The 25528-nt window shown below is 73.1% G+C and carries 23 protein-coding genes; 7 read left to right on the top strand and 16 right to left on the bottom strand.

Annotated features, from left to right (window positions below; translation table 11 throughout):
- Nucleotides 1-205: 205 nt before the first annotated feature.
- Nucleotides 206-1048 (bottom strand): SMP-30/gluconolactonase/LRE family protein, encoded by an 843-nt coding sequence (locus ACWEN6_RS05400; protein WP_452569080.1) that lies wholly within the window; start codon nucleotides 1046-1048, stop codon nucleotides 206-208.
- A 21-nt stretch (nucleotides 1049-1069) separates the two neighbouring features.
- Between ACWEN6_RS05400 and ACWEN6_RS05395 the strand changes: the two genes are divergently transcribed.
- Nucleotides 1070-1282: a hypothetical protein gene (locus tag ACWEN6_RS05395; RefSeq protein ID WP_452569079.1), complete on the top strand. Its 213-nt coding sequence runs from the start codon at nucleotides 1070-1072 to the stop codon at nucleotides 1280-1282.
- Here the strand turns inward: ACWEN6_RS05395 and ACWEN6_RS05390 are convergent.
- Nucleotides 1269-1589 carry a DMT family transporter gene (locus tag ACWEN6_RS05390; protein WP_354836717.1) on the bottom strand — a complete coding sequence of 107 codons (321 nt, stop codon included), beginning with the start codon at nucleotides 1587-1589 and terminating at the stop codon, nucleotides 1269-1271. The genes ACWEN6_RS05395 and ACWEN6_RS05390 overlap by 14 nt on opposite strands.
- A 333-nt stretch (nucleotides 1590-1922) precedes the next feature.
- Here ACWEN6_RS05390 and ACWEN6_RS05385 point away from each other — a divergent pair, with 333 nt between their 5' ends.
- Nucleotides 1923-2531, top strand: a complete 609-nt coding sequence (locus ACWEN6_RS05385; protein WP_354916077.1) for a TetR/AcrR family transcriptional regulator — start codon at nucleotides 1923-1925, stop codon at nucleotides 2529-2531.
- Between the two features lie 69 nt (nucleotides 2532-2600).
- On the opposite strand, the gene ACWEN6_RS05380 is transcribed toward ACWEN6_RS05385, so the two are convergent.
- From ACWEN6_RS05380 to ACWEN6_RS05360, 5 genes are all read right to left on the bottom strand, one after another.
- Complete coding sequence (locus ACWEN6_RS05380) at nucleotides 2601-4187, bottom strand: acyl-CoA synthetase (protein ID WP_452569078.1); 1587 nt, start codon at nucleotides 4185-4187, stop codon at nucleotides 2601-2603.
- 115 nt (nucleotides 4188-4302) lie between these two features.
- The gene (locus tag ACWEN6_RS05375) at nucleotides 4303-5451 is read right to left on the bottom strand and encodes a thiolase domain-containing protein (RefSeq protein ID WP_354836725.1); all 1149 of its coding nucleotides are present in this window, start codon (nucleotides 5449-5451) and stop codon (nucleotides 4303-4305) included.
- Between the two features lie 2 nt (nucleotides 5452-5453).
- Nucleotides 5454-6491: a thiolase domain-containing protein gene (locus tag ACWEN6_RS05370; RefSeq protein WP_452569077.1), complete on the bottom strand. Its 1038-nt coding sequence runs from the start codon at nucleotides 6489-6491 to the stop codon at nucleotides 5454-5456.
- A 13-nt stretch (nucleotides 6492-6504) separates the two neighbouring features.
- Nucleotides 6505-7392, bottom strand: coding sequence for a Zn-ribbon domain-containing OB-fold protein (locus ACWEN6_RS05365; RefSeq protein ID WP_452569087.1), 888 nt, complete (start codon nucleotides 7390-7392; stop codon nucleotides 6505-6507).
- 97 nt (nucleotides 7393-7489) lie between these two features.
- Nucleotides 7490-9034, bottom strand: coding sequence for an acyl-CoA synthetase (locus ACWEN6_RS05360; protein WP_452569076.1), 1545 nt, complete (start codon nucleotides 9032-9034; stop codon nucleotides 7490-7492).
- Nucleotides 9035-9231: 197 nt separating this feature from the next.
- Between ACWEN6_RS05360 and ACWEN6_RS05355 the strand changes: the two genes are divergently transcribed.
- On the top strand, nucleotides 9232-10047 hold the full coding sequence (locus ACWEN6_RS05355; protein WP_380830062.1) for a crotonase/enoyl-CoA hydratase family protein: 816 nt from the start codon (nucleotides 9232-9234) through the stop codon (nucleotides 10045-10047).
- A gap of 112 nt (nucleotides 10048-10159) precedes the next feature.
- Here ACWEN6_RS05355 and ACWEN6_RS05350 read toward each other — a convergent pair whose 3' ends face one another.
- Entirely contained in the window at nucleotides 10160-10759 is a 600-nt protein-coding gene (locus ACWEN6_RS05350; RefSeq protein WP_452569075.1) for a PadR family transcriptional regulator, read from the bottom strand.
- Between the two features lie 71 nt (nucleotides 10760-10830).
- Between ACWEN6_RS05350 and ACWEN6_RS05345 the strand changes: the two genes are divergently transcribed.
- Together ACWEN6_RS05345 and ACWEN6_RS05340 are read left to right on the top strand one after the other, a co-directional pair.
- Nucleotides 10831-11532 carry an ABC transporter ATP-binding protein gene (locus tag ACWEN6_RS05345; protein WP_452569074.1) on the top strand — a complete coding sequence of 234 codons (702 nt, stop codon included), beginning with the start codon at nucleotides 10831-10833 and terminating at the stop codon, nucleotides 11530-11532.
- Nucleotides 11529-14300 carry an FtsX-like permease family protein gene (locus ACWEN6_RS05340; RefSeq protein ID WP_452569073.1) on the top strand — a complete coding sequence of 924 codons (2772 nt, stop codon included), beginning with the start codon at nucleotides 11529-11531 and terminating at the stop codon, nucleotides 14298-14300. The genes ACWEN6_RS05345 and ACWEN6_RS05340 overlap by 4 nt, the downstream gene beginning before the upstream one ends.
- Before the next feature lie 22 nt (nucleotides 14301-14322).
- Here ACWEN6_RS05340 and ACWEN6_RS05335 read toward each other — a convergent pair whose 3' ends face one another.
- The 3 genes from ACWEN6_RS05335 to ACWEN6_RS05325 all read right to left on the bottom strand — a co-directional run bounded on the left by ACWEN6_RS05335 (nucleotide 14323) and on the right by ACWEN6_RS05325 (nucleotide 18259).
- Nucleotides 14323-15507 carry a damage-control phosphatase ARMT1 family protein gene (locus ACWEN6_RS05335; protein ID WP_452569072.1) on the bottom strand — a complete coding sequence of 395 codons (1185 nt, stop codon included), beginning with the start codon at nucleotides 15505-15507 and terminating at the stop codon, nucleotides 14323-14325.
- Between the two features lie 189 nt (nucleotides 15508-15696).
- Nucleotides 15697-16812, bottom strand: a complete 1116-nt coding sequence (locus ACWEN6_RS05330; RefSeq protein WP_452569071.1) for an NAD(P)H-dependent flavin oxidoreductase — start codon at nucleotides 16810-16812, stop codon at nucleotides 15697-15699.
- Nucleotides 16813-17326: 514 nt separating this feature from the next.
- Nucleotides 17327-18259 (bottom strand): DUF3068 domain-containing protein, encoded by a 933-nt coding sequence (locus tag ACWEN6_RS05325; protein ID WP_452569070.1) that lies wholly within the window; start codon nucleotides 18257-18259, stop codon nucleotides 17327-17329.
- 378 nt (nucleotides 18260-18637) lie between these two features.
- On the opposite strand from ACWEN6_RS05325, the gene ACWEN6_RS05320 reads away from it, so the two are divergent.
- Both ACWEN6_RS05320 and ACWEN6_RS05315 read left to right on the top strand, forming a co-directional pair.
- Complete coding sequence (locus tag ACWEN6_RS05320; RefSeq protein ID WP_452569069.1) at nucleotides 18638-19597, top strand: LysR family transcriptional regulator; 960 nt, start codon at nucleotides 18638-18640, stop codon at nucleotides 19595-19597.
- A gap of 151 nt (nucleotides 19598-19748) precedes the next feature.
- Nucleotides 19749-20891: a S1 family peptidase gene (locus ACWEN6_RS05315; RefSeq protein ID WP_452569068.1), complete on the top strand. Its 1143-nt coding sequence runs from the start codon at nucleotides 19749-19751 to the stop codon at nucleotides 20889-20891.
- A gap of 165 nt (nucleotides 20892-21056) precedes the next feature.
- On the opposite strand, the gene fabG is transcribed toward ACWEN6_RS05315, so the two are convergent.
- The 5 genes from fabG to dgoD all read right to left on the bottom strand — a co-directional run bounded on the left by fabG (nucleotide 21057) and on the right by dgoD (nucleotide 25492).
- Complete coding sequence (gene fabG / locus ACWEN6_RS05310) at nucleotides 21057-21818, bottom strand: 3-oxoacyl-ACP reductase FabG (RefSeq protein WP_452569067.1); 762 nt, start codon at nucleotides 21816-21818, stop codon at nucleotides 21057-21059.
- A 114-nt stretch (nucleotides 21819-21932) separates the two neighbouring features.
- The gene (locus ACWEN6_RS05305) at nucleotides 21933-22868 is read right to left on the bottom strand and encodes a sugar kinase (protein ID WP_452569066.1); all 936 of its coding nucleotides are present in this window, start codon (nucleotides 22866-22868) and stop codon (nucleotides 21933-21935) included.
- Nucleotides 22865-23524, bottom strand: coding sequence for a bifunctional 4-hydroxy-2-oxoglutarate aldolase/2-dehydro-3-deoxy-phosphogluconate aldolase (locus tag ACWEN6_RS05300; protein WP_452569065.1), 660 nt, complete (start codon nucleotides 23522-23524; stop codon nucleotides 22865-22867). The genes ACWEN6_RS05305 and ACWEN6_RS05300 overlap by 4 nt, the downstream gene beginning before the upstream one ends.
- Nucleotides 23517-24353, bottom strand: coding sequence for a hypothetical protein (locus ACWEN6_RS05295; RefSeq protein WP_452569064.1), 837 nt, complete (start codon nucleotides 24351-24353; stop codon nucleotides 23517-23519). The genes ACWEN6_RS05300 and ACWEN6_RS05295 overlap by 8 nt, the downstream gene beginning before the upstream one ends.
- Nucleotides 24347-25492, bottom strand: a complete 1146-nt coding sequence (gene dgoD, locus ACWEN6_RS05290) for a galactonate dehydratase (RefSeq protein WP_354836757.1) — start codon at nucleotides 25490-25492, stop codon at nucleotides 24347-24349. Before dgoD ends, ACWEN6_RS05295 begins: the two co-directional genes overlap by 7 nt.
- Nucleotides 25493-25528 lie beyond the last annotated feature (36 nt).

The following is a 25528-nucleotide window of genomic DNA, read 5'->3' as shown; positions in this document are numbered from 1 at the left end:
CTGCGGGCGGGGGGGCCACCCGTTTTATGTGGGGGGGGGGGGGGGGCCCCCCCCCCCCCCCCCCGGGGGGTGGGGGGGCCCCCCCCCGAGACAACACAGCCCGAGCGCTCTTGCGCGAAGCGCGTCGAATGCTCGGACCATGCCTTACGCACCCCAGAAGCCCGAGCGCCGCTTGCGCGAAGCGCGCCGAAGCTCGGACCCTGTCTCAGGGCCGGTCGGCGCCCGGGGTGGTGACGTGGGTCGACAGGACGCGGCCGGTGCCGGGGGCGACCAGGTCTGGCATGCCTCGCCATTCGGCCGCGACGATGAAGAGCGTCGAGCGGTCCGGGCCGCCGAGTTCGCAGGCGAAGGCGCCGCGGTCGAGCTCGACGGTCTCGGCGACCTGCCCGCCCTCGCGCACGCGTACGCAACGCCGGTGAGGCACGTCCGCGTACCAGACGGCGCCCTCCGCGTCGGCGCAGATGCCGTCGGGGGCGGCGTCGCCGAGGTCCGCCCACACCCTGGCGCCCGAAAGGCCGCCGTCGGGCTCGATGTCGTACGCCATCAGCTTGTGGCCGTAGGAGTCGGCGACGATCAGGGTCGAGTCGTCCCCGGTCACGGTCATGCCGTTGGGGAAGGCGATGCCGTCGGCCACCTGACGCGCCGAGCCGTCGGGGGCGACGTGCACGACGTTCCCGGGGGCGAACGCCGCTCCGGCGAGCATGTCGAAGCCGACGCGGTTGAGGTAGATGTTGCCCCGGCCGTCGATCACGATGTCGTTCCAGCCGCGCGCGAGGCCGGACAGGTCGGCATGGGTCACGAGCGAGCCGTCTTGCTCCAGGCGCAGCAGCAGCCCCCGCGCGGCGTCGACGATCAGCATGCGCCCGTCGGGGTCGAAGGCCGTGCACAAGGGAAGCGAGTCGACGCGCGCGACCACCTCGTGCGCGCCGTCCATGCCGAGCGCGATCACCTCGCGCGCCGTCCAGTCGGAGAAGTACAGGCGGCCGTCGTGCCAGCGTGGCGACTCGACCAGCCCGAGGCCGGTGACCCAGGTGCGCGGTTCTGACATGAAGACTCCCTCAACGTCGGTGTGGGCGAGCTGGGCGAGATGCCCGCGGACGGCGACGCACGAGGGCGTGCGCCGGTCCTCCTTGGGCTGGTCTCGGTACACAGACGAACGGGGAACCCCCGGATCGACATCGCCGTACCGACGATGAACCGCCGCACCGACAGATCACCGGAGATCACCGCGATCACCTGGATCGACTGGATCACCCAGATCACCGAGGCTAGCCCGCGGTGACCAGGCGCGCGAGGATGACGCCCGCGACGATGAGGGCGAGCGCCGCCAGCCGCCCGGGGGTGAGCGGGTCGTGGTCGACGATCACACCGAGCGCGATGGCGCCGACGGCGCCGATGCCGACGAACACGGCGTAGGCGGTTCCGGCCGGGATGGTGCGCATCGCGAGGGTGAGAGGGTAGACGGCCGCGACCGCCAGCGCCAGGCAGAGCACCGTGGGGAGCACACGGGTGAAGTTCTCGGTCGGCTTGATGCTCCGCGACCAGGCGACCTCCAGCAGGCCGGCCGTCACCAGCCAGACCCAGCTCATCGGGACGCCGCCTCCGCCTCGCCGGGCGCCTCGCCGGGCGCTTCCCGGCCGCCGGCGGGAGTCGTACGCGGGTGTTCGCGGGGGTGTGGCGGCACGCCCGGCTGCTCGATGGCGTCACAGCCGTGTGGCGACAGCCGCACTCCTGCCTTGCGAGCGCCGACGACGGTCGATGCGAGCCCGGTCATCGTCTTCCTCTCCGGAAAAGTGGACACCTTGTCCGATTGTCACCACGGTACCGGACAACCGGACATGCCGTCCACTTGCGGAGGCGGCGCGGGCGGGTTTGCTAACGTTGCCGGCGGAGAGCGCCGCTTCGAGGAAGGGACCGGCCGGGTGAGCACCGCTGACCTTCCCGTGCTGGGTCAGTCCGGCACGTTCGCCGAACGCGCGGACGCGGCCCGCAACCGCCGGCGCATCTTGGCCGCCGCCGCGGAGCTGTTCGCCGCCCCACCGGCCGGCGGGGTCACCATGGAGGCGGTCGCCCGCGCGGCGGGGGTGGGCCGCGCCACGCTCTACCGCCGCTACCCCGATGTGGCCTCCCTCGCCCTGGCGCTGCTCGACGAGCACGAGCGCCGGTTGCAGGAGCACATCCTGCGCGGCGATCCGCCGCTGGGCCCCGGCGCCCCACCGGCCGAACGGCTGGTCGCCTTCTACGCGGCGATGGTGGGCCTGCTGGAAGAGCACGCTCCGCTGGTGCTCGGCGCCGAGGTGGGACGGTCGCGCTTCGCGCCGGGCTCCTACCGCTTCTGGAGCAGTCACGTGCGGGTGCTGCTCGTCGCGGCCGGGACCGAGGACCCCGAGCCGCTGGTCGACGTCCTGCTCGCGCCGCTCGCCCCGGAGGTCTACCTGCACCAGCGGTACGAGCACGGCTACCCGGCCGAGCGGATCATCGCCGCGCTGACCCGGCTGGCCGAAGGCGTCCTCGGCCCGGCCGCGCCCTGACGGGCGGGTCCCCGCCGGCACATGGCGGGTGGTCCCCACGCGGCATGGCGGGGGACGTCGGTGGAGTGACTACGACGTCTCGGTGACCACCTGGCGGGCCCAGCGGTAGTCGGCCTTGCCGGCGGGGGTGCGGACCATGTGCTCGACGAAGGCGTACGTGCGGGGCACCTTGTAGCCCGAGAGCTTCCCGCGGCAGTGGGCGTCGAGTTCCTCGGCGGTGAGCCGGGCGCCGTCGCGGGGTTCGACGACGGCGGCGACGCGGCTGCCCCACCGTTCGTCGGGGACCCCGGTGACGACGGCGTCGAAGACGGCGGGGTGGCCCTTGAGCACGGCCTCGACCTCCTCGGGGAAGACCTTCTCGCCGCCGGTGTTGATGCACTGCGAGCCGCGCCCGAAGACCAGGATGGTGCCGTCCTCCTCGACGCGGGCCAGGTCGCCGGTGAGCAGCCAGCGGGTGCCCGCGGCGTCGGTGACGAACGTCCGCGCCGTCTTGTCCGGGTCGTTGTAGTAGCCGAAGGCGATGTCGCCGGCCTTGGCGACGGTGCCCATCTCGCCCGAACCCGGCTCGACCGGGCGCAGGTCCTCGTTCAGGACGGCGAGGGTGGCGGTGGCGTTGGGCTTGTACTTCAGGCCCGACTCCGGGGAGGACCCGGCGACGGCGGAGGCGGTGTAGCCGGACTCGGTGGAGCCGAAGCTGTCCATGATGATCACGTTGGGCAGCAGTTCCTGTAACCGGTCGCGCACGGCGCCGGTCAGGATGGCGCCGGTCGAGCTGAGCACCATCAGCGACGACAGGTCGTAGCCGCCGGCGGCGATCTCGTCGGCCAGGGGCCGGGCCATGGCGTCGCCGGTGATGTTGACGGTGAGGACCCTCTCGCGTTCGATGGCGCGCAGCACCTCGGCGGCGTCGAACCTGCGCGTGTACACCACGGTGGCGCCCATCCACCAGGAGATGAACGTGGCCATCTGCGCCGCCCCGTGCATCAGCGGCGCGGCGGGCATCATGATGATCGGGTTGGAGCTCACCGCCGTCTCGATGACCTGGCCCGGCTCCTTGTGCGGCTCTCCGTAGGGGTTGCCGCCGCCGAAGGCCATGAACAGGTCCCTGGTGCGCCACATGACGCCCTTGGGCATGCCCGTCGTGCCTCCGGTGTAGATGATGTAGAGGTCCTCGCCCGACCGCCGGGGGAAGCCCTCCCGCCCGTCCGGCCGGCCGACGACGGCCTGGTCGTAGGGCACGGCGCCCTCGACGCGCGACGGGCTGCCGACGGCCACCAGCGTCTCCAGCTTGGCGCACTTCGGCGCGGTGGCGGCCACCCGGTCGTCGAACTCGGTGTCGTACAGCAGCGCCACGATGTCGGAGTCGGTGTAGAGGTACAGCAGCTCCGACTCGACGTACCGGTAGTTGACGTTGACCGGCACCGCCCTGATCTTCAGCGTGGCGAGCAGCGCGGCGATGTACTCGACGCCGTTGTACATCTGGATGCCGACGTGCCGTCCCGGGCCGACGCCGCGTTCCATCAGGAAGTGCGCGAGGCGGTTGGCGTGCGCCTCCAGCCCGGCGTAGGTCAGGCGTGCCTCTCCGCAGACGACGGCCACGCGGTCCCCGATCGCGTCGGCCAATCCCTCGAACAGGTCGGCGTGGTTGAACTCCATCGGGGACTCCTCACAACTGGTCGCCGGCGGCCCTCACTGCTTGCCCCCCGATGTGCTCGCTCCATGGTGGCCCGGAACGGGCTCACGACTCATCCCCCGGCATGCGGAGCGCCTTTCACGGCTTGTCGCTTCCGACGATCCACATGGCGAAGAACTGGGCGCCGCCCCCGTAGGCGTGGCCGAGCGCGCGGCGCGCCCCCTCGACCTGGTGCTCGCCCGCCTTGCCTCTGACCTGCAGAGCCGCCTCGGCGAAGCGGATCAGCCCGGACGCGCCGATGGGGTTGGAGCTGAGCACGCCCCCGGAGGCGTTCCAGGGGATGTGACCGGAAAGCGCCGTGGCGCCGGACTCGGTGAGCTTCCACCCCTCGCCCTCCCCCGCGAAGCCGAGGTTCTCCAGCCACATCGGCTCGTACCAGGAGAACGGCACGTACACCTCGGCGACGTCGATCTCGCGCAGTGGGTCGGTGATCCCGGCCTGGCGGTAGACGTCGGCGGCGCAGTCCTTGCCGCCCTGCGGGTTCACGGTGTCGCGGCCCGCGCGGAAGATCGGCTCGGAGCGCATGGCGCCACCGTGGATCCACGCCGGGGTGCCGGTCACCTTGTCCTCGGCGGCCAGCACCATGGCACAGGCCCCGTCGGAGGACGGGCAGGTATCCAGGTAGCGGATCGGCTCCCACAGCATCGGCGTGGACTCCACCATCCGCCGGTCGATGCCCGGGATCCTCAGGTGCGCGTAGGGGTTCTTGAGCGCGTTGAGCCGGTCCTTGACGGCGACGAGCGTGCCGATATGGTCGGGGGCGCCCGAGCGGCGCATGTACTCGCGGATGTGCGGCGCGAAGTACCCTCCGGCGCCGACGACCAGGGATGCGGTGAACGGCAGGTGGGTGGACAGCGCCCAGGTGGCGTTGGACTCCGACTGCTTCTCGAAGGCGACCACGAGCACGCGGTCGTGCACGCCGCCCTGGACGAGCGAGGCGCCGACCAGCGCGGTCGAGCCGCCGACGCTCCCCGCGGTGTGGACGCGGGTGACCGGCTTGCCCGCGGCGCCGAGCGCGTCGGCGAGGTAGGCCTCGGGCATCATGACGCCCTCGAACAGGTCGGGCGCCTTGCCGATGACGACGGCGTCGATGTCCTTGAAGGTCAGCCCGGCGTCCTCCAGGGCGCGCAGCGCGGCCTCGCGGACCAGGCCGGCGATGGAGACGTCGCGGCGTTTGGTCTGGTACTTGGTCTGGCCGACCCCGATGACGGCGCAGCGGTTTCCCATGGTCAGGCCTCCAGGACGGTGACGAGGTTCTGCTGGAGGCACGGCCCGGAGGCGGCGTGGGCGACGGCGCGGCTCGCGGCGCCGTCCATGACGCGCCGCGCGGCCTCGCCGATGCGGATGAGCCCGGTCGCCATGACGGGGTTGGCGGCGAGCGGGCCGCCGGAGGGGTTGACGACCGTGCCGGGCGGCAGCCCGAGCGCCTCGCGCAGGATGACCTCCTCGTGGCTGAACTGGGCGTGCAGCTCGGCCACCTCGACGGGTCCCTTGCCGACGCCCGCGGCCCGGGCCGCGTCGGCGGCCGAGACGGACCGGGCGAGGTCGCGCATGCCGAGGTAGTGCGGCTCGGCGCGGTGGGCGATGCCGGTGATCCACGCGGGGCGCTTGCCCAGTTGCTTGGCGAGGTCTCCGGCGGCCAGGACGATCGCCGCCGCGCCGTCGGTGATGGGCGCGATGTCGCTCGCGCGCAGCGGCCGCACGTCGTACTCGTCGTCACCGGGACCACCGGGGTCACCGGGGTCGGGCAGGTCGAGCGCGTACGGGTTGGCCCGGCCGTCGGCGCGGCTGCGCCGGACGATCTCGCGCAGTTCGGCGGGCGTGGCGCCGACCGCGTCCGCCTGGAGTGCGGCGTAGGAGACCTGGTCGAGCCCGAGCGGCGCCAGGTAGTAGGGGTCGAGCTGGAGCGTCATGATCTCGCGCAGGTCGCCCATGGAGGTCTTGCCGTAGCCGTAGACCAGCGCCGAGTCGACGTCGCCGTGCTGCAGCCGCACCCACGCCTCGTACAGGGCCCAGGCGGCGTCCATCTCGACGTGGCTCTCGGAGATGGGCGGCCAGGCGCCGATGGCGTCCAGCGCGGACACGAACGAGAACGGCGCCCCGGCCAGGTAGTCGCAGCTTCCCGAGCAGGTGAAGCCGAACCGCGTCAGGCCGGTGCGCTCCTTGACCTCCTGGATGACGGGCCCGATGAGCTCGGGCTCGTTGAGGCCCTGGTCCTCACCGGTGTGCCTCGTCTGGGCGAACGCGATGACCGCCACCTCACGCACGCGGACCTTCCCCTCACAGCCGGACGTCCGGCTCGCCCGTGGGGGCGAACCACCTGATGTTGCTCATCGACATGGTGCGCTCCTCGGGGGGCACCCAGACGGCCTTCACCCGCATGCCCTGCCGCACCTCGTGGGCGGGAACGTCGCCCATGAGCGCGATCATGGGGACGTCGGCGCCGTCGAGCAGGATGTAGGCCGACACGAACGGCACCTGCGGGGCGCGGGGGTCGGGCAGGTTGTTGATGGCGAAGGTGGTGACGGTGCCGGTGCCGGGCAGCACGACCTCCTCGGCGATGGTAGAGCCGCACTCGGGGCAGGAGGTGCGGTAGGGCACGTAGACCTTGTCGCAGCGGGCGCAGCGCCCGGCGATGAGGACCCCGTCCCGCACGCCCTCGAGGAAGCGGGTCAGCGAGCGGCCGGGCTGCACGCGGTACTCGGTGCGGACGTGCGCGGTGATCGTGGTGACCTCGGGCACGAAGCAGGCGATGTCGGTGATGTGGCCGGCGCGCTCGTCGTCCGGCCTGAACCGGGGCCGGACGCGCAGCCCGGGGCGCATGGCCTTGACCGTGCCGGCGTCGACGGCGTGCACCAGCGCGGTGTCCGCGCCGTCCAGCTTGACCAGGGCCCAGGCGAACGGCCGGTCGAGGGGATGGCCCTTGCGGGGCGTGCCCACCCAGGCCCAGCTCTGGACGGTGCCGCCCGGGCCGACCTGGACGTACTCCTCGGTCACCGCTTCGCCGGTCGCCGGGTCGTACTCCAGCGGCGGCACCAGGACGCGGCCGTCGGCGGTGCGCACGCCGACGATGCGCCCGTCGCGCAGCTCGGTGAGGAAGCGGCCGATCACCGGGCCGGTGGTGCGGGTGTACCCGCCGGGGAACTCCAGCACGTGCTCGGCGACCAGCGGCGCCGGCGGTGGCACCGGGCTCTGCAGGGGCGGCAGGCCCCCGGGATGCGCGGTCCCGGGCGTCGCGGTCTCGGGCTTCCCGGGGAGGGGCCCTTCAGATGGCACGGTCTCGGCCCTCCCAGTACGGGTCGCGGAGCTTGCGTTTGAGGAGCTTGCCGTTCGGCTCGCGCGGCATCTCGGCGATGAAGTCGATGGTGCGCGGCCACTTCATGCGGGCCAGCCGGCCCTCCAGCGAGCGCAGGATCTCCTCGGCCAGCTCGGGGCCCGGCGCGACGCCCGCCGCCGGCTCGACGACGGCCTTGATCTGCTCGCCCCACTCCTCGTCGGGGATGCCGAAGACGGCCACGTCGGCGACCTTGGGATGGACCATCATCTCGTTCTCGATCTCCGCCGGGTAGATGTTGGCGCCGGCCGAGATGATGACGTCGGCCTTGCGGTCGCAGAGGTACAGGAAACCCTCTTCGTCCAGGTAGCCGATGTCCCCGACGGTGAAGTGGTCGCGCAGGCGGCCCGCCTCGGTCTTGTCAGGGTCGCCCTTGTACTCGAAGCGGACCCCGGCCATCTTCATGAAGACGGTGCCCGGGGTGCCGGCGGGGACCGGGCGCAGGTCGTCGTCCACGATGAGCAGTTCGCTGATCGGCCAGGCCGAGCCGACCGTGCCGGGGTGCTTCTTCCACGCCTCCGGGGTGGCGATGGTGCCGCCGCCCTCGGTGGCCGCGTAGTACTCGTAGACGCAGTCGCCCCACCAGTCGAGCATGGCCCATTTGACCGGGACGGGACAGGGCGCGGCCGCGTGGATCATCCACTTCAGCGAGGACAGGTCGTAGCGATGCCTGACCTCGTCGGGCAGGGCGAGCAGCCGCTTGAAGTGGGTCGGCACCATGTGGGAGTTGGTGACGCGGTGCTTCTCGCACAGCCGCAGCATCTCCTCGGCGTCCCACTTGTCCATGTAGACGAGCGTGTGCCCCATGTGCAGGGCCGTGCCGCCGAACTGCGTGACCGCGGTGTGGTAGTTCGGCGAGGTCACCAGGTGCGCGTTCGGCGGGCCGGGCGTGATGCCGAACAGCGAGAGCAGGAAGGTCATCAGCTCGGCGCCGTCGTCGGGGTCCAGGCCGCTGAGCGGGCGGCGGACGCCCTTGGGCCTGCCGGTCGTCCCGGAGGTGTAGTGCATGGTCGCGCCCGCGGTGCGGTCCGGAGGCGGCGCGTCCGGGTACCCGGCGGTGAGGTCGTCCACCGTGCGGAAGCCGTCGATGCGCCCGAAGGAGAACCGGCGGCCGGCGTCGATGGCCCCGGCGCCCCGGGACCCCTCCCCGGCATAGCGCTCGTGGACGAACAGCGCCTTGGCCTCGCTGTCGGCGACGATGTAGGCGATCTCGGGGCCGGTCAGGTGCCAGTTGATCGGCGTGTAGTACCAGCCCGCCTGGAGCGCGGCCAGGTAGAGCGTGAGGCCGTCGGCGCCGTTGGGCACCAGGCCGCACACGCCGTCCCCGGCCCGCAGCCCGAGGCCGCGAAGGGCGTGGACCAACCGGTTCGCGCGGGCGAGCAGCTCGCCGGCGGGGTGTGGCGTGCCGTCGGGGTCCACGGCGGCGATCCAGCCAGGATCGGCCTGCGCGAGCCTCCAGAAGCCGAGCGAGCCCATGGGAACTCCCTTGTCCGGTTGCGCCGTACCTTCCCGGATGCGCCGAAGTGAAGCACGTTCTCGGTTTCCCGACAACCCTGGCGTTACGGCAGGTTCACGAACAAGAATCTGTTCTAGTTCGCAGCGGCAGACTAACCCCGGACGGCCGTGTCGAACAAGCGCTTGATAGGACCGCTCAGCCCAGGAAGGTGTCCTCCATGGAGCTCCTGCCCATCAGCACCCAGCACTGCCGGGTCGAGCGGGACGGCCACGTCGTCATCGTCACGATGGACCGCCCGGAGGCCAGGAACGCCCTGTCCACCGACATGCTGGTCGGGCTCGCCGACGCGTGGGCCTACATCTCCGCCGAGCCGGAGGTGCGGGTGGGCATCCTCACCGGCGCGAACGGCACCTTCTGCGCCGGCGCCGACCTCAAGGCGATGGGCGCGCCGCCCGCCGACGAGCGGGTGGCCCGGCGCGCCCAGGAGATCCCCGACGTGCACTGGAAGGGCCTGCTGCGCGACGGCGACGCGCTGCCCGCCAAGCCGATCGTCTGCGCGGTCGAGGGATACGCCGTCGCGGGCGGCACCGAACTGCTCGTCGGCACCGACCTGCGCGTGGTGGGCGAGTCGGCCACGCTGGGCCTGTTCGAGGCCAGGCGGGCGCTGTTCCCCATGGGCGGCAGCGCCGTCCGGCTGCCGCGGCAGATCCCCTACGCGTTCGCCATGGACATCCTGCTGACCGGCCGGCCCGTCACCGCCCAGGAGGCGCTGACGATGGGCCTGGTCAACCGGGTCGTCCCGGACGGCCAGGCGCTGACGGCCGCGCGGGAGATCGCCGACCAGGTCGCCGCCTGCGGCCCCCTCGCCGTGCAGGCCATCCTGCGCGCCTACCGCGACACGCTCGGCATGCCCGAGCCGGAGGCCCTGAAGGTCTCCGACGCCATCGGCTGGCCGGTCATCGGCTCACAGGACGCCAAGGAAGGCTCACGCGCCTTCCGCGAGAAGCGTCCCGCCGTGTACCGCGGCGAATGAGGCTCGCGTCCGCACGCGAGGCTCGCCGCACGCGACCCGCGTCAGGCGGCCCTCACCGGCGAACCCGTCGCGCGGGAGCGTCAAGGCCGGTGACCGCGGCGAGGTCCGCCGGTCACGGGCCGGCGGCGGCGCCCGGAGCTTCGCCGTCCGTCTCCAGGACGGCCCCGGCCGCCGGCGCGGGACGGGCCTGACCGGCGAGGGGCGCGAGGCGCCGCTCGGCGCCGTCGATCACCTGGAGGTCGGCCTTGGTGTGGGCGATGGCGGCGTCCACGAGCAGGGCGACGAGCGGGTCGGCGGCGTTCTCGCGGCGCAGCCGGGTGAGCCCGGCCAGGTCTGACAGGCAGGCCTGCCGCTGCGCCGAGGTGTAGGCCGTCAGGGCACCGGCGCCGAGCCGGGTGGCGGCGAGCAGCTTGAGGAACATCTCGTCGCGGAAGCCCGACGCGCGCACGTGCGGCGTCGCGGCCCAGGAGCTCAGCTCCTCGGCGCCGCCGCCAGTCAGCTCGTAGAGCGTCTTGTCCGGCCGGTCGTTCTGCGTCACGTGGCTGCGGGTCACGTGCCCGTCCCTGACCAGGCGGTCGAGGATCTGGTAGAGGTGGCCGATGTTGAGGCCGCCCCACTGCGGGCCGATCGCCGCCTCGAAGCGGCTCTTGAGCTCGTACCCGTGGCTCGGGCCCTCGGCCAGCAGGGCGAGTACGGCGTGACTCAGCGGCATCTTTCCTGCCTTCCCCTAGATTGCCGCAATCTATCGATAATACGCCCTACATTGTGACAATGTATGGAGGCATGGGAGCAGGAGTCGCGTTACGGGGCGTCAGCCGCATCTACCGGTCCGCAAGGGCGCTCGACGACGTCAGCGTGGAGTTCGAGCCGGGCGGCGCGGTCGCGCTCATGGGCCAGTCGGGAGCGGGCAAGTCGACCCTGCTCCACCTCGTCGGAGGCATGGACCTGCCCGACGCGGGCGAGGTGGTGGTCGACGACCGGCCGCTCCCCCGCAGGGGGCTGGACGCGCACCGGCGGCGCGTGGGGTTCGTCTTCCAACGCTTCCACTTGCTTCCCGCGTTCAGCGTGCTGGACAACGTGCTCGCCCCCGTCCTTCCGTATCGGGTGGACTTCGACAGGAAGGCGCGGGCGCGGGAGCTGCTCGAAGCCGCCGGCCTGGACGGCCGGGAGCGGGCGCTGCCGGGCGAGCTGTCCGGCGGCCAGCAGCAGCGGGTGGCCATCGCCCGTGCGCTCATCGGCAACCCTCCTCTGCTGCTCGCCGATGAACCGACCGGCAACCTCGACAGCGCCACCGGAGAGGAGATCATGGACCTGCTCGCGGCGCTGCGCGGCCGGTACGGCATGACGATGATCATCGCGACGCACAACCCCGAGGTGGCCGCCGCCTGCGACCGGCTGGTCCGGCTCCAGGACGGCCGCATCGTGAGCGACGAGCGGGTGGCGCCGGCCGATGACGTGCTCGACCGCATCGGACGGCTCGGGTGATCCGGCTCGCCGCCTCGCGGCTGCGGCACGGCGCCGGGCGCGCCCTGGTGCTCCTGCTCGGCATCCTGGTCGCCGCCACCGCCTTCACCGTCCTCACCGGCACGGCCGAGACCCAGCGGCTGCGCATTGTCGGCACGGTCGACAAGAACTACCGCGCGCAGTACGACATCCTGGTCCGCCCGAAGGGGTCGGCGACGGAGCTGGAGCGGTCGTCCGGCCTGGTGCGGGCCAACTACCTGTCGGGCATCCACGGCGGCATCACCCAGGCTCAGTACGAGCGCATCAAGAAGCTGGACGGCATCGAGGTCGCCGCGCCCATCGGCATGATCGGCTACATGACCGGCACGGGGATGGTCGACGTGCCCGTGACCGACGTGCTGGGCGAAGGGGAGCGCACTCTGCTGCGCGTCGACCGCACCCGGGTCGCCGACCGCGGGCTCACCCGCATCCCGTACGCCCCGCACTATGCCTACATCACCCGGCGCCCGCTGACCTCCTCGATGGAGGGCGGCGCGGCGCTGCGGCACACCGGCGAACAGGTGACGCGCGGCAAGAACGTCCCCATCGGGACATCCCTGTACTGGCAGCGGCTCACGCCGCGCTCGGGCCCCTTCCCCTTCGACGGTGGATCCACCACCAGCGCCTGGTCCACGGCGAACGGGGACGGTGACTCGTTTCTCACCAAGGTGAGGCGCATCCGGCCCGGCGAGGCGACGATCCTGCTCCAGCAGGAGTTCCCCCTGCTGCTCGCCGCCATCGACCCGCAGGCGGAGGCCGCGCTGGCCGGCCTGGACAAGGCGATGGTGGACGGCCACTACCTCGGCCGGCCGCAGGACACCCCTCGCGGGGAGATCCCGCTGATCGCGGCCGGCCGTCCCTACGCCGACCAGCAGGACGAGCTGGTCATCAGCAGGCTGCCCGCCAGGACGGCGGAGAAGGTGGTGTCCGGCCTGCCGGCCAAGGCACTGCGAAGCGAGGTCACGCGACAGCACGGCCCCATCGTCAAGAAGGTCACCGTCGGGACCGACCGGTTCTTCGCCGACATGCTCCACACCTGGCAGCACCCCGTCAGCGACAAGTCCGTTGAGCAGTACATCTCCATGACCCGCTACTGGACGGCCGGCCCCGTCGAGTACGGCAAGGGCGCCGGCGGCAGGCTGAAGCCGGTGCCGGTGACCAACGACCCCAAAGTGTGGCAGGACCCCTTCCTCGCGTCGATCGTCCCCGAGATCGCCGGCGCGGGCTCGGCCCCCATCGGATCTGCCGACGCCCAGTTCCGGCGGCTGGACCTGAACGTCATGAGCGGTGACGTGATCAGGGACGACGCCATGCGGGTCGTCGGCCGGTTCGACCCTGAGAGGCTTCCGGGCTTCTCTTCCCTTTCCTCGCTGCCGATGGAGACCTACAACCCGCCGTCGGTCGTCCCCGGCGACGACCGGACGAGCGCCCTGCTGAAGGGACGCGGCCTGCTGCCCTCCGACAACCTCGCCGGCTACCTGCAGCCGCCGCCGCTGCTGCTGACCGACCTGGCGAGCCTGCGGAAGATCGCCGGTCTCACGCAGGGCGGACGGCTGGCGAAGGCGCCCCTGAGCGTGGTGAGGGTGCGGGTCGCCGGAGTGACCGGGCCCGACCCGGTGAGCAGGGAGCGCATCAGCCAGGTGGCCCGCGACATCGTGGCCGCCACCGGGCTCGACGTCGACATCACCATGGGCTCCTCGCCGGCGCCGGTCACCGTGGACCTGCCCGCCGGCTCCTACGGCCGGCCCGCGCTGACCGTCAAGGAGGGCTGGGTCGACAAGGGAGTGGCCTACCGGATCCTGCGGGAGTCCGACCGCAAGTCGCTCGCCCTGTTCGTGCTGATCCTCGCCGTGTGCGGACTGTTCCTGGTGAACGCCTCCTCCGCGGCGGTGCGGACCGCCCGCACCGAACTGGGCGTGCTGGCCTGCCTCGGCTGGTCGCGGCGCAAGCTCTTCGGCGGCGTGCTGACCGAGACCGGCTGCGTGGGCCTGCTGGGCGGCCTGCTGTCGGCCGCGGTCGCCGTGCCGGTTTCGTCGTGGTTCGGGCTCCAGGTGCCGGCGCCTCGCGTCCTGCTCACCGTGCCCGCCGCGCTCGCCCTGGCGCTGGCGGCGGGGCTGGTCCCCGCGTGGCACGCTTCGACCGTACCGCCGGTCGAGGCGGTGCGCCCCGCGGCGCGGATGAGCCGCCGGGCCCGCTCGCCTCGCGGGGTCACCGGGATGGCCCTGGCCGGCCTCACCCGGGTCCCCGGCCGTACGCTGCTCGGCGGCTCGACGCTGCTGGTGTGCGTGTTCGCGCTGACCGTGCTTCTCGGGGTGACCTACGGCTTCCGCGGCCGGGTGGTCGGCTCGCTCCTCGGGGACGCGATCGTGCTGCAGGCCCGGCCCGCCGACTACGCCGCGATCATGGTGATGTTCGCGCTCGGCACGCTGGCCGTCGCCGACGTGCTCTACCTCGGCGTGCGCGAACGGGACGCCGAGCTGGCCGCGTTGCGGGCGACCGGCTGGACGGGCCGCTCACTCGCCAGGCTCGTCGTGTCGGAGGGCGTGCTCATCGGCCTGGCCGGCGGCGCCGCGGGGGCGGCCGCCGGACTGGCGGCGACGACCGCGCTCGCCGGAAGCCTGCCCTGGGTGGTGGCCGCCGGGGGCCTTGGGGCCTGCGTCCTGGCCGTCCTGCTCGCGGTGCTCGCCTCGGCGCTTCCGGCGGCGCTCGTCCAGCGCCTGCCGCTGGCGGCGATCCTCGCCCAGGCGTGACGGAGCGGAGGGGCGCCGGGCGTCAGGGGCGGCCCTGGATGGTCGCGTGGGTGCCCGAGGTGCGCCACGAGCGCCCCGAGGCGTCCAGGGCGGCCGACACCGCCTCGTCCACGCCCACGAGCACGTCGGACTTCAGGGTGCGCAGCGCGACGACCGGCCCGGGGAAGTAGGAGGTGACGGCCGCGAAGGGGGTGGCCGACGGCCAGAACCGGTCGCCGACCAGCCTGCGGTAGTTGAGGTCGCCCTTGGTGATGGTGAGAGCGGCCGAGGCGAACTCCTCGCGCAGGTCGTCCGGCATGTCGCTGTAGGGCAGGGGCGCGCAGGAGAAGGGGTGAGCGCGCAGCGCGAGGCGTCCCGCGCCCATCGCCCGCCAGAGTCTTTCGCCGGTCTTCCCCGCCTGCCCGGGAGCACCGGCCAGCCGCCGCAGGGACGCCGCCACGTCGCCCGGCGTGGCGTCGGAGACGAAGTACGGCTGCGGCTTGACGTGCAGGACCACCTCGGCGGCGAGCCCACGGTCGAGCAGGTGGTCGATCAGCACCAGGTCGGGCAGCAGCTCGCGCCCGGCGTTGTCGGCGAGCACGCAGACCTTGCCCGGCGCGCGGTCGCGCAGCAGCGACCACAGCAGCGCGCCGTCGTCCACGACCAGCTCGCCCACCGGCCCGTGCCCGCCGGTCGCGGTGATCGCGTGCGACAGGTCGGCGCGGTTGCCCCACAGCGACCCCAGCAGCACCCCGGCGGCCCGCTCGTCCTCGGGGAGCGTCGCGGCGTGGTCGAGCGCGGCCAGCTCGTCGTCGACCGCCGTGCTGTACAGCTCGGCCTGCTTGGCCGGGCCGAAGGGGTCGACGCCGCGCCACGGGCCGTCCCCGAAGTAGCCGGTGGCCTCGAGCAGCTTGCGGTAGAAGTAGCTCTCGGCCCACAGGAACGGCACGTCCACCCAGCGCCGGCCGATCTTGCCGCGCCCCCACGCCGCCCAGGCGGCGTGGTCGTGGGCCGTGCCGTCGGGGCCGTCGGGGTCGCCGAGCGGCTCCATGACGTCGCGGACGACCTCGTCGAGCAGCGCGTCGAGGGCGCGCAGCCGGTCGGGGGTGTAGGGCAGCGCCTCCCTGACCTGCCGCACCAGGATGGGGTGCCGCTCGCGGAACACGCCCAGGGCGTACGCCCCGGGCACGTTGCCCATGATCTCGGGCGCGTCCATCGCCTCCGGCATCCGCTTCCACCCCTCCGCTCGCCTTCCGCCCAGTAAACCGCACGGCCGCCACCCGCCCGGAAGTCCGGGCCGGGTGCAACGGCGCGCACGGGGACGGGGGCGCGGAAGGATGCGGGCGCGGAGAGGTTCTGCGCGGAGCGGTGCGGCCCGGGCCGGTCGCCCGCGAGGGGCCTCAGCGCTCGACTCGGGTCAGTCGCCGGTGAGGCGTCCCAGGCGCTCGACGGCTTCGACGTACTCCTCGACCAGGTCGAACACCACGTCCTTGGCGGACTTCACCTGGTTCATCGCGCCGATGATCTGCCCGGCCGGGAAGGTGGCCAGCTCACTGGCGTCGGAGTTGCCGATGCGGCGCAGGGCGCCGGAGATCAGCATGAACTGCAGCGGCATCGGCAGCGTGCCCGGCGACTCGGCCGACTCCCAGGCCTCGGTCCACTCGTTCTTGAGCAGCCGCGCGGGCTTGCCCGTCCAGGACCGGGACCGCACGGTGTCGCGCGAGGTGGCCGCGAGGATCTTCTGCCGGGCCAGTTCGGGGGTGTCGGCCTCCTCGACGGTCAGCCAGAGCGAGCCGGTCCAGACGCCCTCGGCGCCGAGCGCCATGCCGGCGGCCATCTGGCGGCCCGACCCGATGCCGCCCGCGGCCAGGACGGGGACGTCCACGGCGTCCACGACCTGCGGGATCAGCACCATCGTGGAGATCTCGCCGGTGTGCCCGCCGGCCTCGGTGCCCTGGGCGACCACGACGTCCACGCCGACCTCGACCTGCTTGATCGCGTGGCGCGGGGTCGAGGCGAGCGCGGCGACCTTGACGCCCTTGGCGTGGGCGAGGTCCACGACGTCCTTGGGCGGCGGGCCGAGCGCGTTGGCCAGCAGCGCGATCGGGTGCTTGAGCGCCGTCTCGACCTGGGGCCGGGCGGTGGCGTCGGTCCAGCCGAGCAGCACCCGTCCGGCCTCGGCGTCGCCGGAGAGCGGCGGGACGCCGTGCTGGGCGAGCAGGTTCTCGACGAACGCCCGGTGGCCGTCGGGGATCATCCCCTGGAGCCGGGCCACCAGGTCCTCTGGCGAGTCGACGCCGAGGTCGGCTCCGGCGTAGGAGGCGGGCATGACCACGTCCACGCCGTACGGCTTGCCGTCGACGTGGTCGTCGATCCACTTGAGCTCCATCTCGAGCTCTTCCGGGGTGAAGTAGAGGGCCCCGAGCACACCCATGCCGCCGGCGCGGCTGACCGCGGCGACGACGTCCCGGCAGTGGCTGAAGGCGAAGATCGGCAGCTCGATCCCGAACATGTCGGTGACACGTGTCCGCATGGCTCGAATGTACGACCGGCACGACGGAAACTGCAACGCGTTCTAACAATGAGTCGTGATCACACGCGGGGCGCCCGTGCGCCACGGCGCCGGTCCGCTACGAGAACACGTTCCACTCGAATCGGGGCACCACGCCTGACATGTCGGCAGAACGATCTGGCCGGGCCGTCCGCGACCGTTGACCGGCCGGGCGCCGCAACCGGCGCCGGCATCGCCGTGCCACGACCCACCGACCCGGCGCCGGCCACCTCCAGCACATGACGGGAGGAGAGCCGCGCCCGGTGCGAGCACGCGGCCACCTCACCCGTGGAAGCCACGCCCGGTGCCAGCACGCGGCCACCTCACCCGTGGAAGCCACGCCCGGTGCCAGCACGCGGCCACCTCACCCGTGGAAGCCACGCCCGGTGCGAGCACGCGGCCACCTCACCGTGGGAGCCACGCCCGGTGCGAGCACGCGGCCACCTCACCCGTGGAAGCCACGCCCGGTGCGAGCACGCGGCCATCTCGCTGCGGGCTACGCGCCCACGGGCCGGCGGCGGGAGCGGCTCGCCACCACCAGAACGACGCCGAGGACCACGACCACCAGGCCGACGACCAGCATCACCAGGGGCACGGTGGTCTTGAGCAGGGTGATCTGGTCCTTGCCGTCGATGGCGCCCTTGACCAGCCTGTCGACGGTCTCGGGGGTCATCTTCGCCGTGGCGACCAGGGCGACCGAGCGCTCCACACCGTCCTTGGTCTTGAGGACCTCGTGACGCTGCTGCTCCTGCTTCACCGGGGACCCGCTGACCGGCTCGACCCAGTAGGTGACGACGCCGTCGTAGAAGCGGTCGACCTGCACGTCACCGGTCTGGTCCATGCCGATCGCCGAGGCGGGCGCGGTCAGCGTGGCGATCTTGGTCGGCGGGACCTTCTGCTCGAACTTGTACACCTGCAGGCCGTTGACGGTGTCCTCGCCGACGAACGCGGCGTCGAAGGACTGCTTGGCCGAGGAGTTGAAGACCTTGTAGGTCTTCTTCTCGGTGCCGAACGGGAACAGGTAGATCTGGCCGGTCATCTGGACCGGCTCCTTGTCCACGTTGGCGCCGCAGCAGTTGACGCCCTCCCCCGTGTACTTGTTGAAGGCGCTGCGCCGCTGGTCCATCTGGATGTTCGGCTGCCCGTTGGTGACGTCGTTGACGGCGGTGAATTCGTCCCACACCACCCGGTCGCCCTTGGCCTCGGCCACGTCGCCGCGCGTGGTCACCGTGATGTCGAGGCTGGCGTTGAGCACCTTCACCTTGGCGATGCTGAAGTACTGCGCGTCGTCGGCGCGCAGCTCGGAGACCCCGTAGTAGTCGGCGGGCGCCGCGACCAGCTTCCCGGCCGCGTAGAAGCGGATGAGCGGCGCCAGCGTGATGAGAAACGCCCCGATCGCGATGAGAACGACTCCAGTGATGCGTCGCATCAAAATCCTCCGGGGTTAACCGACAGCCGGATACTCGGACCGTTTGTCCAATAGCGCGTATGTTGTCCGCGATCGTAGTGGTGCGTGTGTCTTCCGTCACTCACTCGCCCGCCAAATTGATAGAAACGTGTTCTACCTGGGGTGGGGCGGAGCGGGCGACCGGCGGCCGCCGCCCCGGGTCCTCCGCGCCGCACCGGCCGCCGAGCCGCCGTTCACGCTTCTTGACAGAGCAGGGCGAGGATGACTCGCCTTTTTTCGGCGATCTCGTCCAGCATCGTCGCAGCTCAGCGGCGCGATCAGCATGATCCTACAAATTGCAGTCAGATTTGGTGACATATCGGCATTGCGGGCATAACATCCCGGCCGTACGTTCCCGGTATGGATCTGGAGCTCCGTCACCTCAAGATCGTGCGCGCGGTCGCCGAGGCAGGGAGCGTCACCAAGGCGGCCACCCAGCTAGGACTGGCTCAGCCGTCGCTCACCGCGCAGCTCAAACGGATCGAGCGCACGCTCGGAGGCGCCCTCTTCGAGCGCGACCGCAACGGCGCCCGGCCGACCCCCCTCGGCGAACTCGTCCTGACCCGGGCCCGCGTCCTGCTGCCCGCCGTGCGGGAACTTCAGGAAGAGGCGGTGCGCTTCGCCAACACCTACACCGGCATCGCGGGCTTCCGCATCGGCGCCACCCACGGGCCGATCCTCGGCGGCCTCGTCGAACGCCTCACCGGCGCCCATCCCTCCACCCCCATCAGCACCCGCACATCCTGGTCGGCGCGGGAGCTGACCACCCTGGTCGGCGCCGGACGGCTGGACTTCGCCCTCATCGGCACCTGCGGGGAGTCGGCCCCACCGGCCGCCGAGGCCATGACCTGGGCCGTCGTCGGCACCGACCCGGTGTTCGTGCTCCTGCCCGAAGACCACCCGCTGGCCGGCGACAAGGAGGTGGAGCTGTCCGGGCTCGCCGGCGAGGGCTGGGCCGTCGCGCCGGGAGACGGCTGCTTCGCCGACTGCTTCGCCGGGGCGTGCGCCCGCGCGGGGTTCGTCCCCCGGCACATGTACGAGACCGACGTCTCCACCTGCCTGCACCTGGTCAAGGCGGGCAAGGCCGTGGCCCTGTGCCAGGCGACGTTCGAGCTGAGCGCCGGGCTGGTCATGATGCCCGTCGCCGGGACCCCGCTGCGCTGGAGGCACCTGCTGGGATGGCACTCCGACTCCCTGGCCGCCCGCACGGCCCCCCTGGTCACCGACCACGCCAGGGACGCGCACGCCGAGGCCGTCCAGCGCAACGACCGCTACACCGACTGGCTGGCCGCCAACCCGAGGTTCGGCATGATCCCCTGACCCGTACCACGCCTCCCCGAGCGGCGATACGGCACCATCCGTCATCCGTGCGCGCTTCCATAACGCGGCGATAGGGACCAAACGATAGCTCCGCGCCTGGCGTGAGCGCAGTTACGGTGACGACACCCCCCAAACACCGAGGAGAGAGCCCATGCTCCGCAGACGCACGGTCACCGCCGGATGCGCTCTAGCAATCAGTGTCCTCACCCTCATGGCCGCCCCGGCCGTCGCCGAACGCGCACCGGCCGCCGCGAGCCCCAAGCCCGCTCCCGCGATGATCGACGCGATGACCCGCGACCTCGGCATCAGCAAGGAGCAGGCCGAATCCCGCCTTCTCAACGAGGCCCGTTTCATGGGCGTCGAGAAGTCGTACACCGACAAGCTCGGCGCCGGTTACGCCGGTTCCTGGCTCAGCGGGCCCACCTCCTCGACCCTGACGGTCGCCACCACCGACGCCGCCGCGCTCAACGGCATCCAGGGCACCGGCGTGCGGGGCAAGCTGGTCGCGCACAGCCTCGCGACCCTCGACGCGGCCAAGGCCGCCCTGGACAGGACCGCCGCCACGCAGGCGCACGAGTCGACCCCGGTGTGGTTCGTCGATGTGCCCACCAACAGCGTGGTCGTCCAGTCGTCTCAGCCGGCCGAGGCCCAGGCCTTCATCGCCGCCAGCGGCGTGGACGCGTCCCTGGTGCGGGTCGAGCAGTCCAGCGAGCAGCCCCAGACGTTCTACAACCTGCGGGGCGGCGAGGCCTACTACATCAACAGCTCGGCCCGCTGCTCGATCGGCTTCTCGGTGCGCAGGGGCAGCACGCCCGGCTTCGTCAGCGCCGGCCACTGCGGCCGGGCCGGCAACTCCACCGCCGGCTACAACCGGGTCGCGCAGGGCACCTTCCAGGGCTCGGTGTTCCCGGGCAGCGACTACTCCTACATCGCGGTGAACAGCAACTGGACGCCCACCTCGCAGGTGGCGTACGGCAACGTGACCGTCACCGGCTCCAGCGTCGCCGGCGTCGGCTCCTCCATCTGCCGGTCCGGCTCCACCACCGGCTGGCACTGCGGCACCGTCCTGCAGCGCAACACCAGCGTCACCTACTCTCAGGGCACGGTCGGCGAGGTCACCCGAACCAACGTCTGCGCCGAGCCCGGTGACTCCGGCGGCTCCTTCATCTCCGGCAGCCAGGCCCAGGGCATGACCTCGGGCGGGTCCGGAAACTGCAGCTCCGGCGGCACCACGTTCTTCCAGCCGGTCAACGAGGTCCTCTCCGCCTATGGCCTCACCCTGGTCACCGGGTAGCAGCCCCCCCACCCGGTAACACGGAGCGCCGCCCTCCAGGAGGGCGGCGCTCCCGCCGCGCACGGGCACGGACCGGCCGCACGGGGACCCTCCGCGCGGGACCGGCCGGCGGACCACCCGTTCAGGCTCGTCCGGCGGACCACCCGTTCAGGATCGTCCGGCGGATCAGCCGCGGGGGCCGCCCGCCACGTAGACGACCTGCCCGCTGACGAACCCGGCGTCCTCGCCCACCAGGAAGGCGACGACCGCCGCGACGTCCTCGGGCCGTCCCGCCCGGCCGACCGGGATCTGCGCCACCCGGGCCGCGCTGAACTCCTCGAACGACTGACCGACCCGCTCGGCGGTGGCCCGGGTCATGTCGGTGACGATGAAGCCGGGCGCGACCGCGTTGACCGTCACGCCGAACCGGCCGAGCTCGATGGCCAGCGTCTTGGTGAACCCCTGCAGCCCGGCCTTGGCCGCGGCGTAGTTGGCCTGCCCGCGGTTGCCCAGGGCGGAGGTCGAGGACACGTTGACGATGCGTCCCCACCCGGCCTCGACCATGTGCCGCTGCGCCGCCCGGCTCATCAGGAACGACCCGCGCAGGCTCACGTCGACGACCTGGTCCCAGTCCTCCTCGGTCATCTTGAACAGCAGATTGTCCCGGGTGACGCCCGCGTTGTTCACCAGCACCGCGGGCGGCCCGAGCTCGGCCGCCACGCGCCGCACGGCCTCGGCGGCCTGCCCGGCGTCGGCGACGTCGGCACCCACGGCGATCGCCCGGCCGCCCGCGCTCTCGATCTGCTCGACCGTCCCGCGCGCGTCCGACTCCACGAGGTCGACCACCGCCACCGGCGATCCCGCCGCCGCCAGCCGCCGCGCCACCGCCGCCCCGATGCCGCGTGCCGCTCCCGTCACGATGGCCGTACGCCCTGCCGAAGCCGTCACCTGTCCTCCTCGCGCCCGCGGCCACCGCCCGGTGACCCCTCCGGGGCCGCCAGCGTAACCGCCGCCGCACGCCGCCGCCGCACGCCGCCGGCGTCGGGCGCGGCGGTGGCCCGCTCACCTCAGGGTGGCGCCGGGCGGGGCGGCGAGCAGGTCCAGCTCTCCCCGCGCGGGGAGTCCTTCCCAGTCGCCCGGGGAGCCGACGGCGAAGGCCGCGGTGGTCGTGGCCCGGTCCAGACGGCCGGCCAGGTCCAGGCCGTCCAGCACGGCCGACAGGTAGCCGGCGACGAACGCGTCCCCGGCGCCCACGACGTCGGCGACCCGCACCGGACGGGCGGGCCGGTGCGCCGTGCCGGCCGGGGTGTAGGCGCTGGCGCCCTCGGCGCCCCGCTTGACGACGACCTCCGCCACGCCGGCATCGAGCAGCGCCGACACCCGTTCCGCCTCCGTCAGCGCCTGCGGCGGGGCGAGCAGTTCCAGCTCGTCCTCCGAGGCGACGGCGATCGACAGCCTGGGGGCCAGCGGCCGGAGCGCCCGCGCCGCCTCCTCCCGTCCCCACAGGCGGGAGCGGTGGTTGACGTCCAGGCAGACCCGCGCGCCGCACTCCACCGCCGCGCGCACGGCCGCCGCCGGGCCGGGGCCGAGGGCGGGGGTGATGCCGGTGACGTGCACGATCGTGGGGGGCGGGTCGAGCGCGGGCAGCACGTCCTCGGGCCGCAGGAAGGAGGCCGCCGAGCCGGCCCGGTGGTAGATCACCCGGGTCAGCTCGCCGACGCGCCGCTCCAGCAGCATCAGCCCGGTGGGCCCGCGAGGGTCGGAGCGCGCGTGGGACACCTCGACGCCCTCCGCCCGCAGCGTGCGCAGCACCAGTTCGCCCGTCTCGTCCTCGCCGACCAGGCCGGTCCACCGGACGCGGTGGCCGAGCCGGGCCAGGCCGATCGCGACGGTGGACTCGGCGCCGGCGACCGACAGCCGCATGGCGCCGCCCAGCCGGATCGGGTCGCGCGCCCGCAAGGAGGCCATCGTCTCGCCGAAGGTGGCCACGTCGATCACAGGGCGTCCCTGAAGGCGCGGACGCGTGCCCTGAGCTCGGTGAGGCTTCCGCCGTCGGCGGCGTCGCCCACCAGCGGCGAGCCGACGCCGACCGCGACCGCGCCGGCCCGCAGGTACCCGGCCGCGGCGGCCGCGTCCACCCCGCCCACCGGCACGAACGCGACCTCGGGAAACGGGTCGCGCAACGCGCGCAGGTAGCGCTCCCCGCCCAGCGAGGCGGGGAACAGCTTGACGGCGGCGGCTCCCGCGCCGAGCGCCGCCACGACCTCGGTGGGGGTGAACGCGCCCGCGAGGACGGGCAGGCCGAGGGACCGGCCCCGCGCGACGGACGCGGAGACGGCCGGGGTGACCAGGTAGGACGCGCCCGCCTCGGCGGCCGCGTCGGCGTCGGCGGCCGACAGGACCGTTCCCGCGCCGAGTTCCGCCGCCTCGCCGAGAGCCGCGCGCGCACGGCGGAGGACCTCCAGCGCGCCGGCGGTGACCAGCGACACCTCCACCAGCTCGACGCCCTCCTCCACCAGGGTGAGCACCGTACGCAGAGCCGCGCCGGCGTCCCGGCCACGGACGATCGCCACCAGGCGCCGTCCGGCCAGCGTCGACAGGAAACGCGCCTCGCGCGCCCCGTCCAAGGGGGATTCAGCGGGTGATTCAGGCATCGCTCATCCGTTCCGCGGCCACGACCAGCCGCCAGGTCAGTTCGCCGGACGGCGGGACCACCGCCGCGTCCCCCGGTCCGGCCTCGTCCAGGTCGAAGACCGCGCCGAGCATGGGCTCCACGCCGATGCTGCGGTACGGCGCGCGGGCGGGGAACCCGCCGAGGTTACGCCACAGCGCGGTGGACACCGGCACCCCGCCGGGCGCCTCCACCCGCAGCAGCAGCGCGTCGGCTCCGTCGGTCACCCGGACGGCGGCGCAGCGCAGCACCGCGCCCGCCGCGGTGCCGTCGCACGGGCCGAACCGGTCGAGCGGCAGGCCCAGCGGATCGGGCCAGCGGCCCTCAAGGTAGGGCACGCCGTCGGGCCAGGGACGCCCCAGCAGGCCGGCGGCCTCCGGGTACACCCTGGTCACGGTGCCCGCGGGAGCGACCAGCCGCGCGTCCTCGCCGACGTCGAGCAGCGCGTGGGCCGTCCAGACGAAGGCGTACCCAGGGTCGGCCGACAGCCGGTACTCGGCGACCACCGCCCCGGCCTCCTCGGTGACCCGGCGCAGCAGCTCGTAGCCGGCGCCGCGCACGCGGGCCCGCGCCGCCGTGCCCTCCCAGGGCCGGCTCCACGCGTCGCCGTGGTCGGGCAGGCCGCGCACCGTGGGAAGGCACTCCTCCACGCCGCCGACGTCGACGAACTCCGCGCCGGGGGCCACGTCCGCGCGGGCCGGGTCCGGGCGCGACCACAGCCACTCGCGCCCGCCGCCGGCGAGCGAGGTCCACCTGCCGCCGCGCGCCAGGTCGAAACGGGGGTGAATGGGGATCCGGAGCGTCGTCACCATTCCGCGAACGCCCCGTCCTCGTGCCGCCAGACGGGATTACGCCAGGCGTGCCCACGCTGGTCCGCGCGCCGCACGGCCGCCTCGTCGATCTCCACGCCGAGTCCCGGCCCGGTGGGACGGGCGGCGTGGCCGTCGGTGAAGCGGAACACCTCCGGGTCGAGCACGTAGCCGAGCAGGTCGTCGCCCTGGTCGTAGTGGATGCCGATCGAGTGCTCCTGGATGAGGAAGTTCGGCGTGGCGAAGGCCACCTGGAGGCTGGCGGCCAGCGCCAGCGGGCCGAGCGGGCAGTGCGGCGCGAGCTGGGCGTCCCAGACCTCGGCGAGGGCGGCGATCCTGCGGGTCTCGGAGATGCCGCCCGCGTGCGACAGGTCGGGCTGCACCACGGCGACCCCCGCCTCCAGCACCGGCCGGAAGTCCCAGCGCGAGTACAGCCGTTCCCCGGTGGCGATCGGGACGCCGCTCGCGCCCACCACCTCGCGCAGCACGTGCGGCCGGTCGGGCAGCACGGGCTCCTCGGCGAACAGCGGGTGGAACGGCGCGATGAGCGGCAGGACGCGCCGCGCGCCTGCCGCGGTGAAGCGGCCGTGGAAGTCGACGGCGACGTCGCGGTGCGGGCCGAGCAGTTCCCTGGCCAGCGCCACGCGGTCGACGATGCCGGCGACCTCGGCGGCCGTCGGGATCGGGGACGTCCGGCCGGCGGCGTTCATCTTGACCGCGGTGAACCCGGCCTCGACGCGGGCGGCGATGCCGTCGGCGAGCTCGGCCGGCTCGTCGCCGCCGACCCAGGCGTACATGCGCACCCGGGAGCGCACCGGGCCGCCGAGCAGCACGTGGACGGGAGCGTCGTGCACCTTGCCGGCGATGTCCCACAGGGCCTGGTCGAGCCCGGCGAGGGCGCTGGAGAGCACCGGGCCGCCCCGGTAGAAGCCGCCCTTGGACATGACCTGCCAGTGGTCCTCGACGCGCAGCGGGTCGCGGCCGAGGAGGTACTCGGCGAGCACGTGCACGGCCGCGCGGACCACCTCCGCGCGTCCCTCCACGACCGGCTCGCCCCAGCCGGCCACGCCTTCGTCGGTCTGCACCCGGCAGAACAGCCACCGCGGCGGCACGAGGAACGTCTCGACGCCGGTGATCCTCATCGCGCCCTCCGTCCCCGGCCGGCCGGGTCGTACCGG

The sequence above is a fragment of the Sphaerisporangium sp. NPDC004334 genome (genome assembly GCF_053602655.1).
Note: the sequence above shows the minus strand (reverse complement) of the source record. Positions and strands in the feature narration are given on the sequence as shown.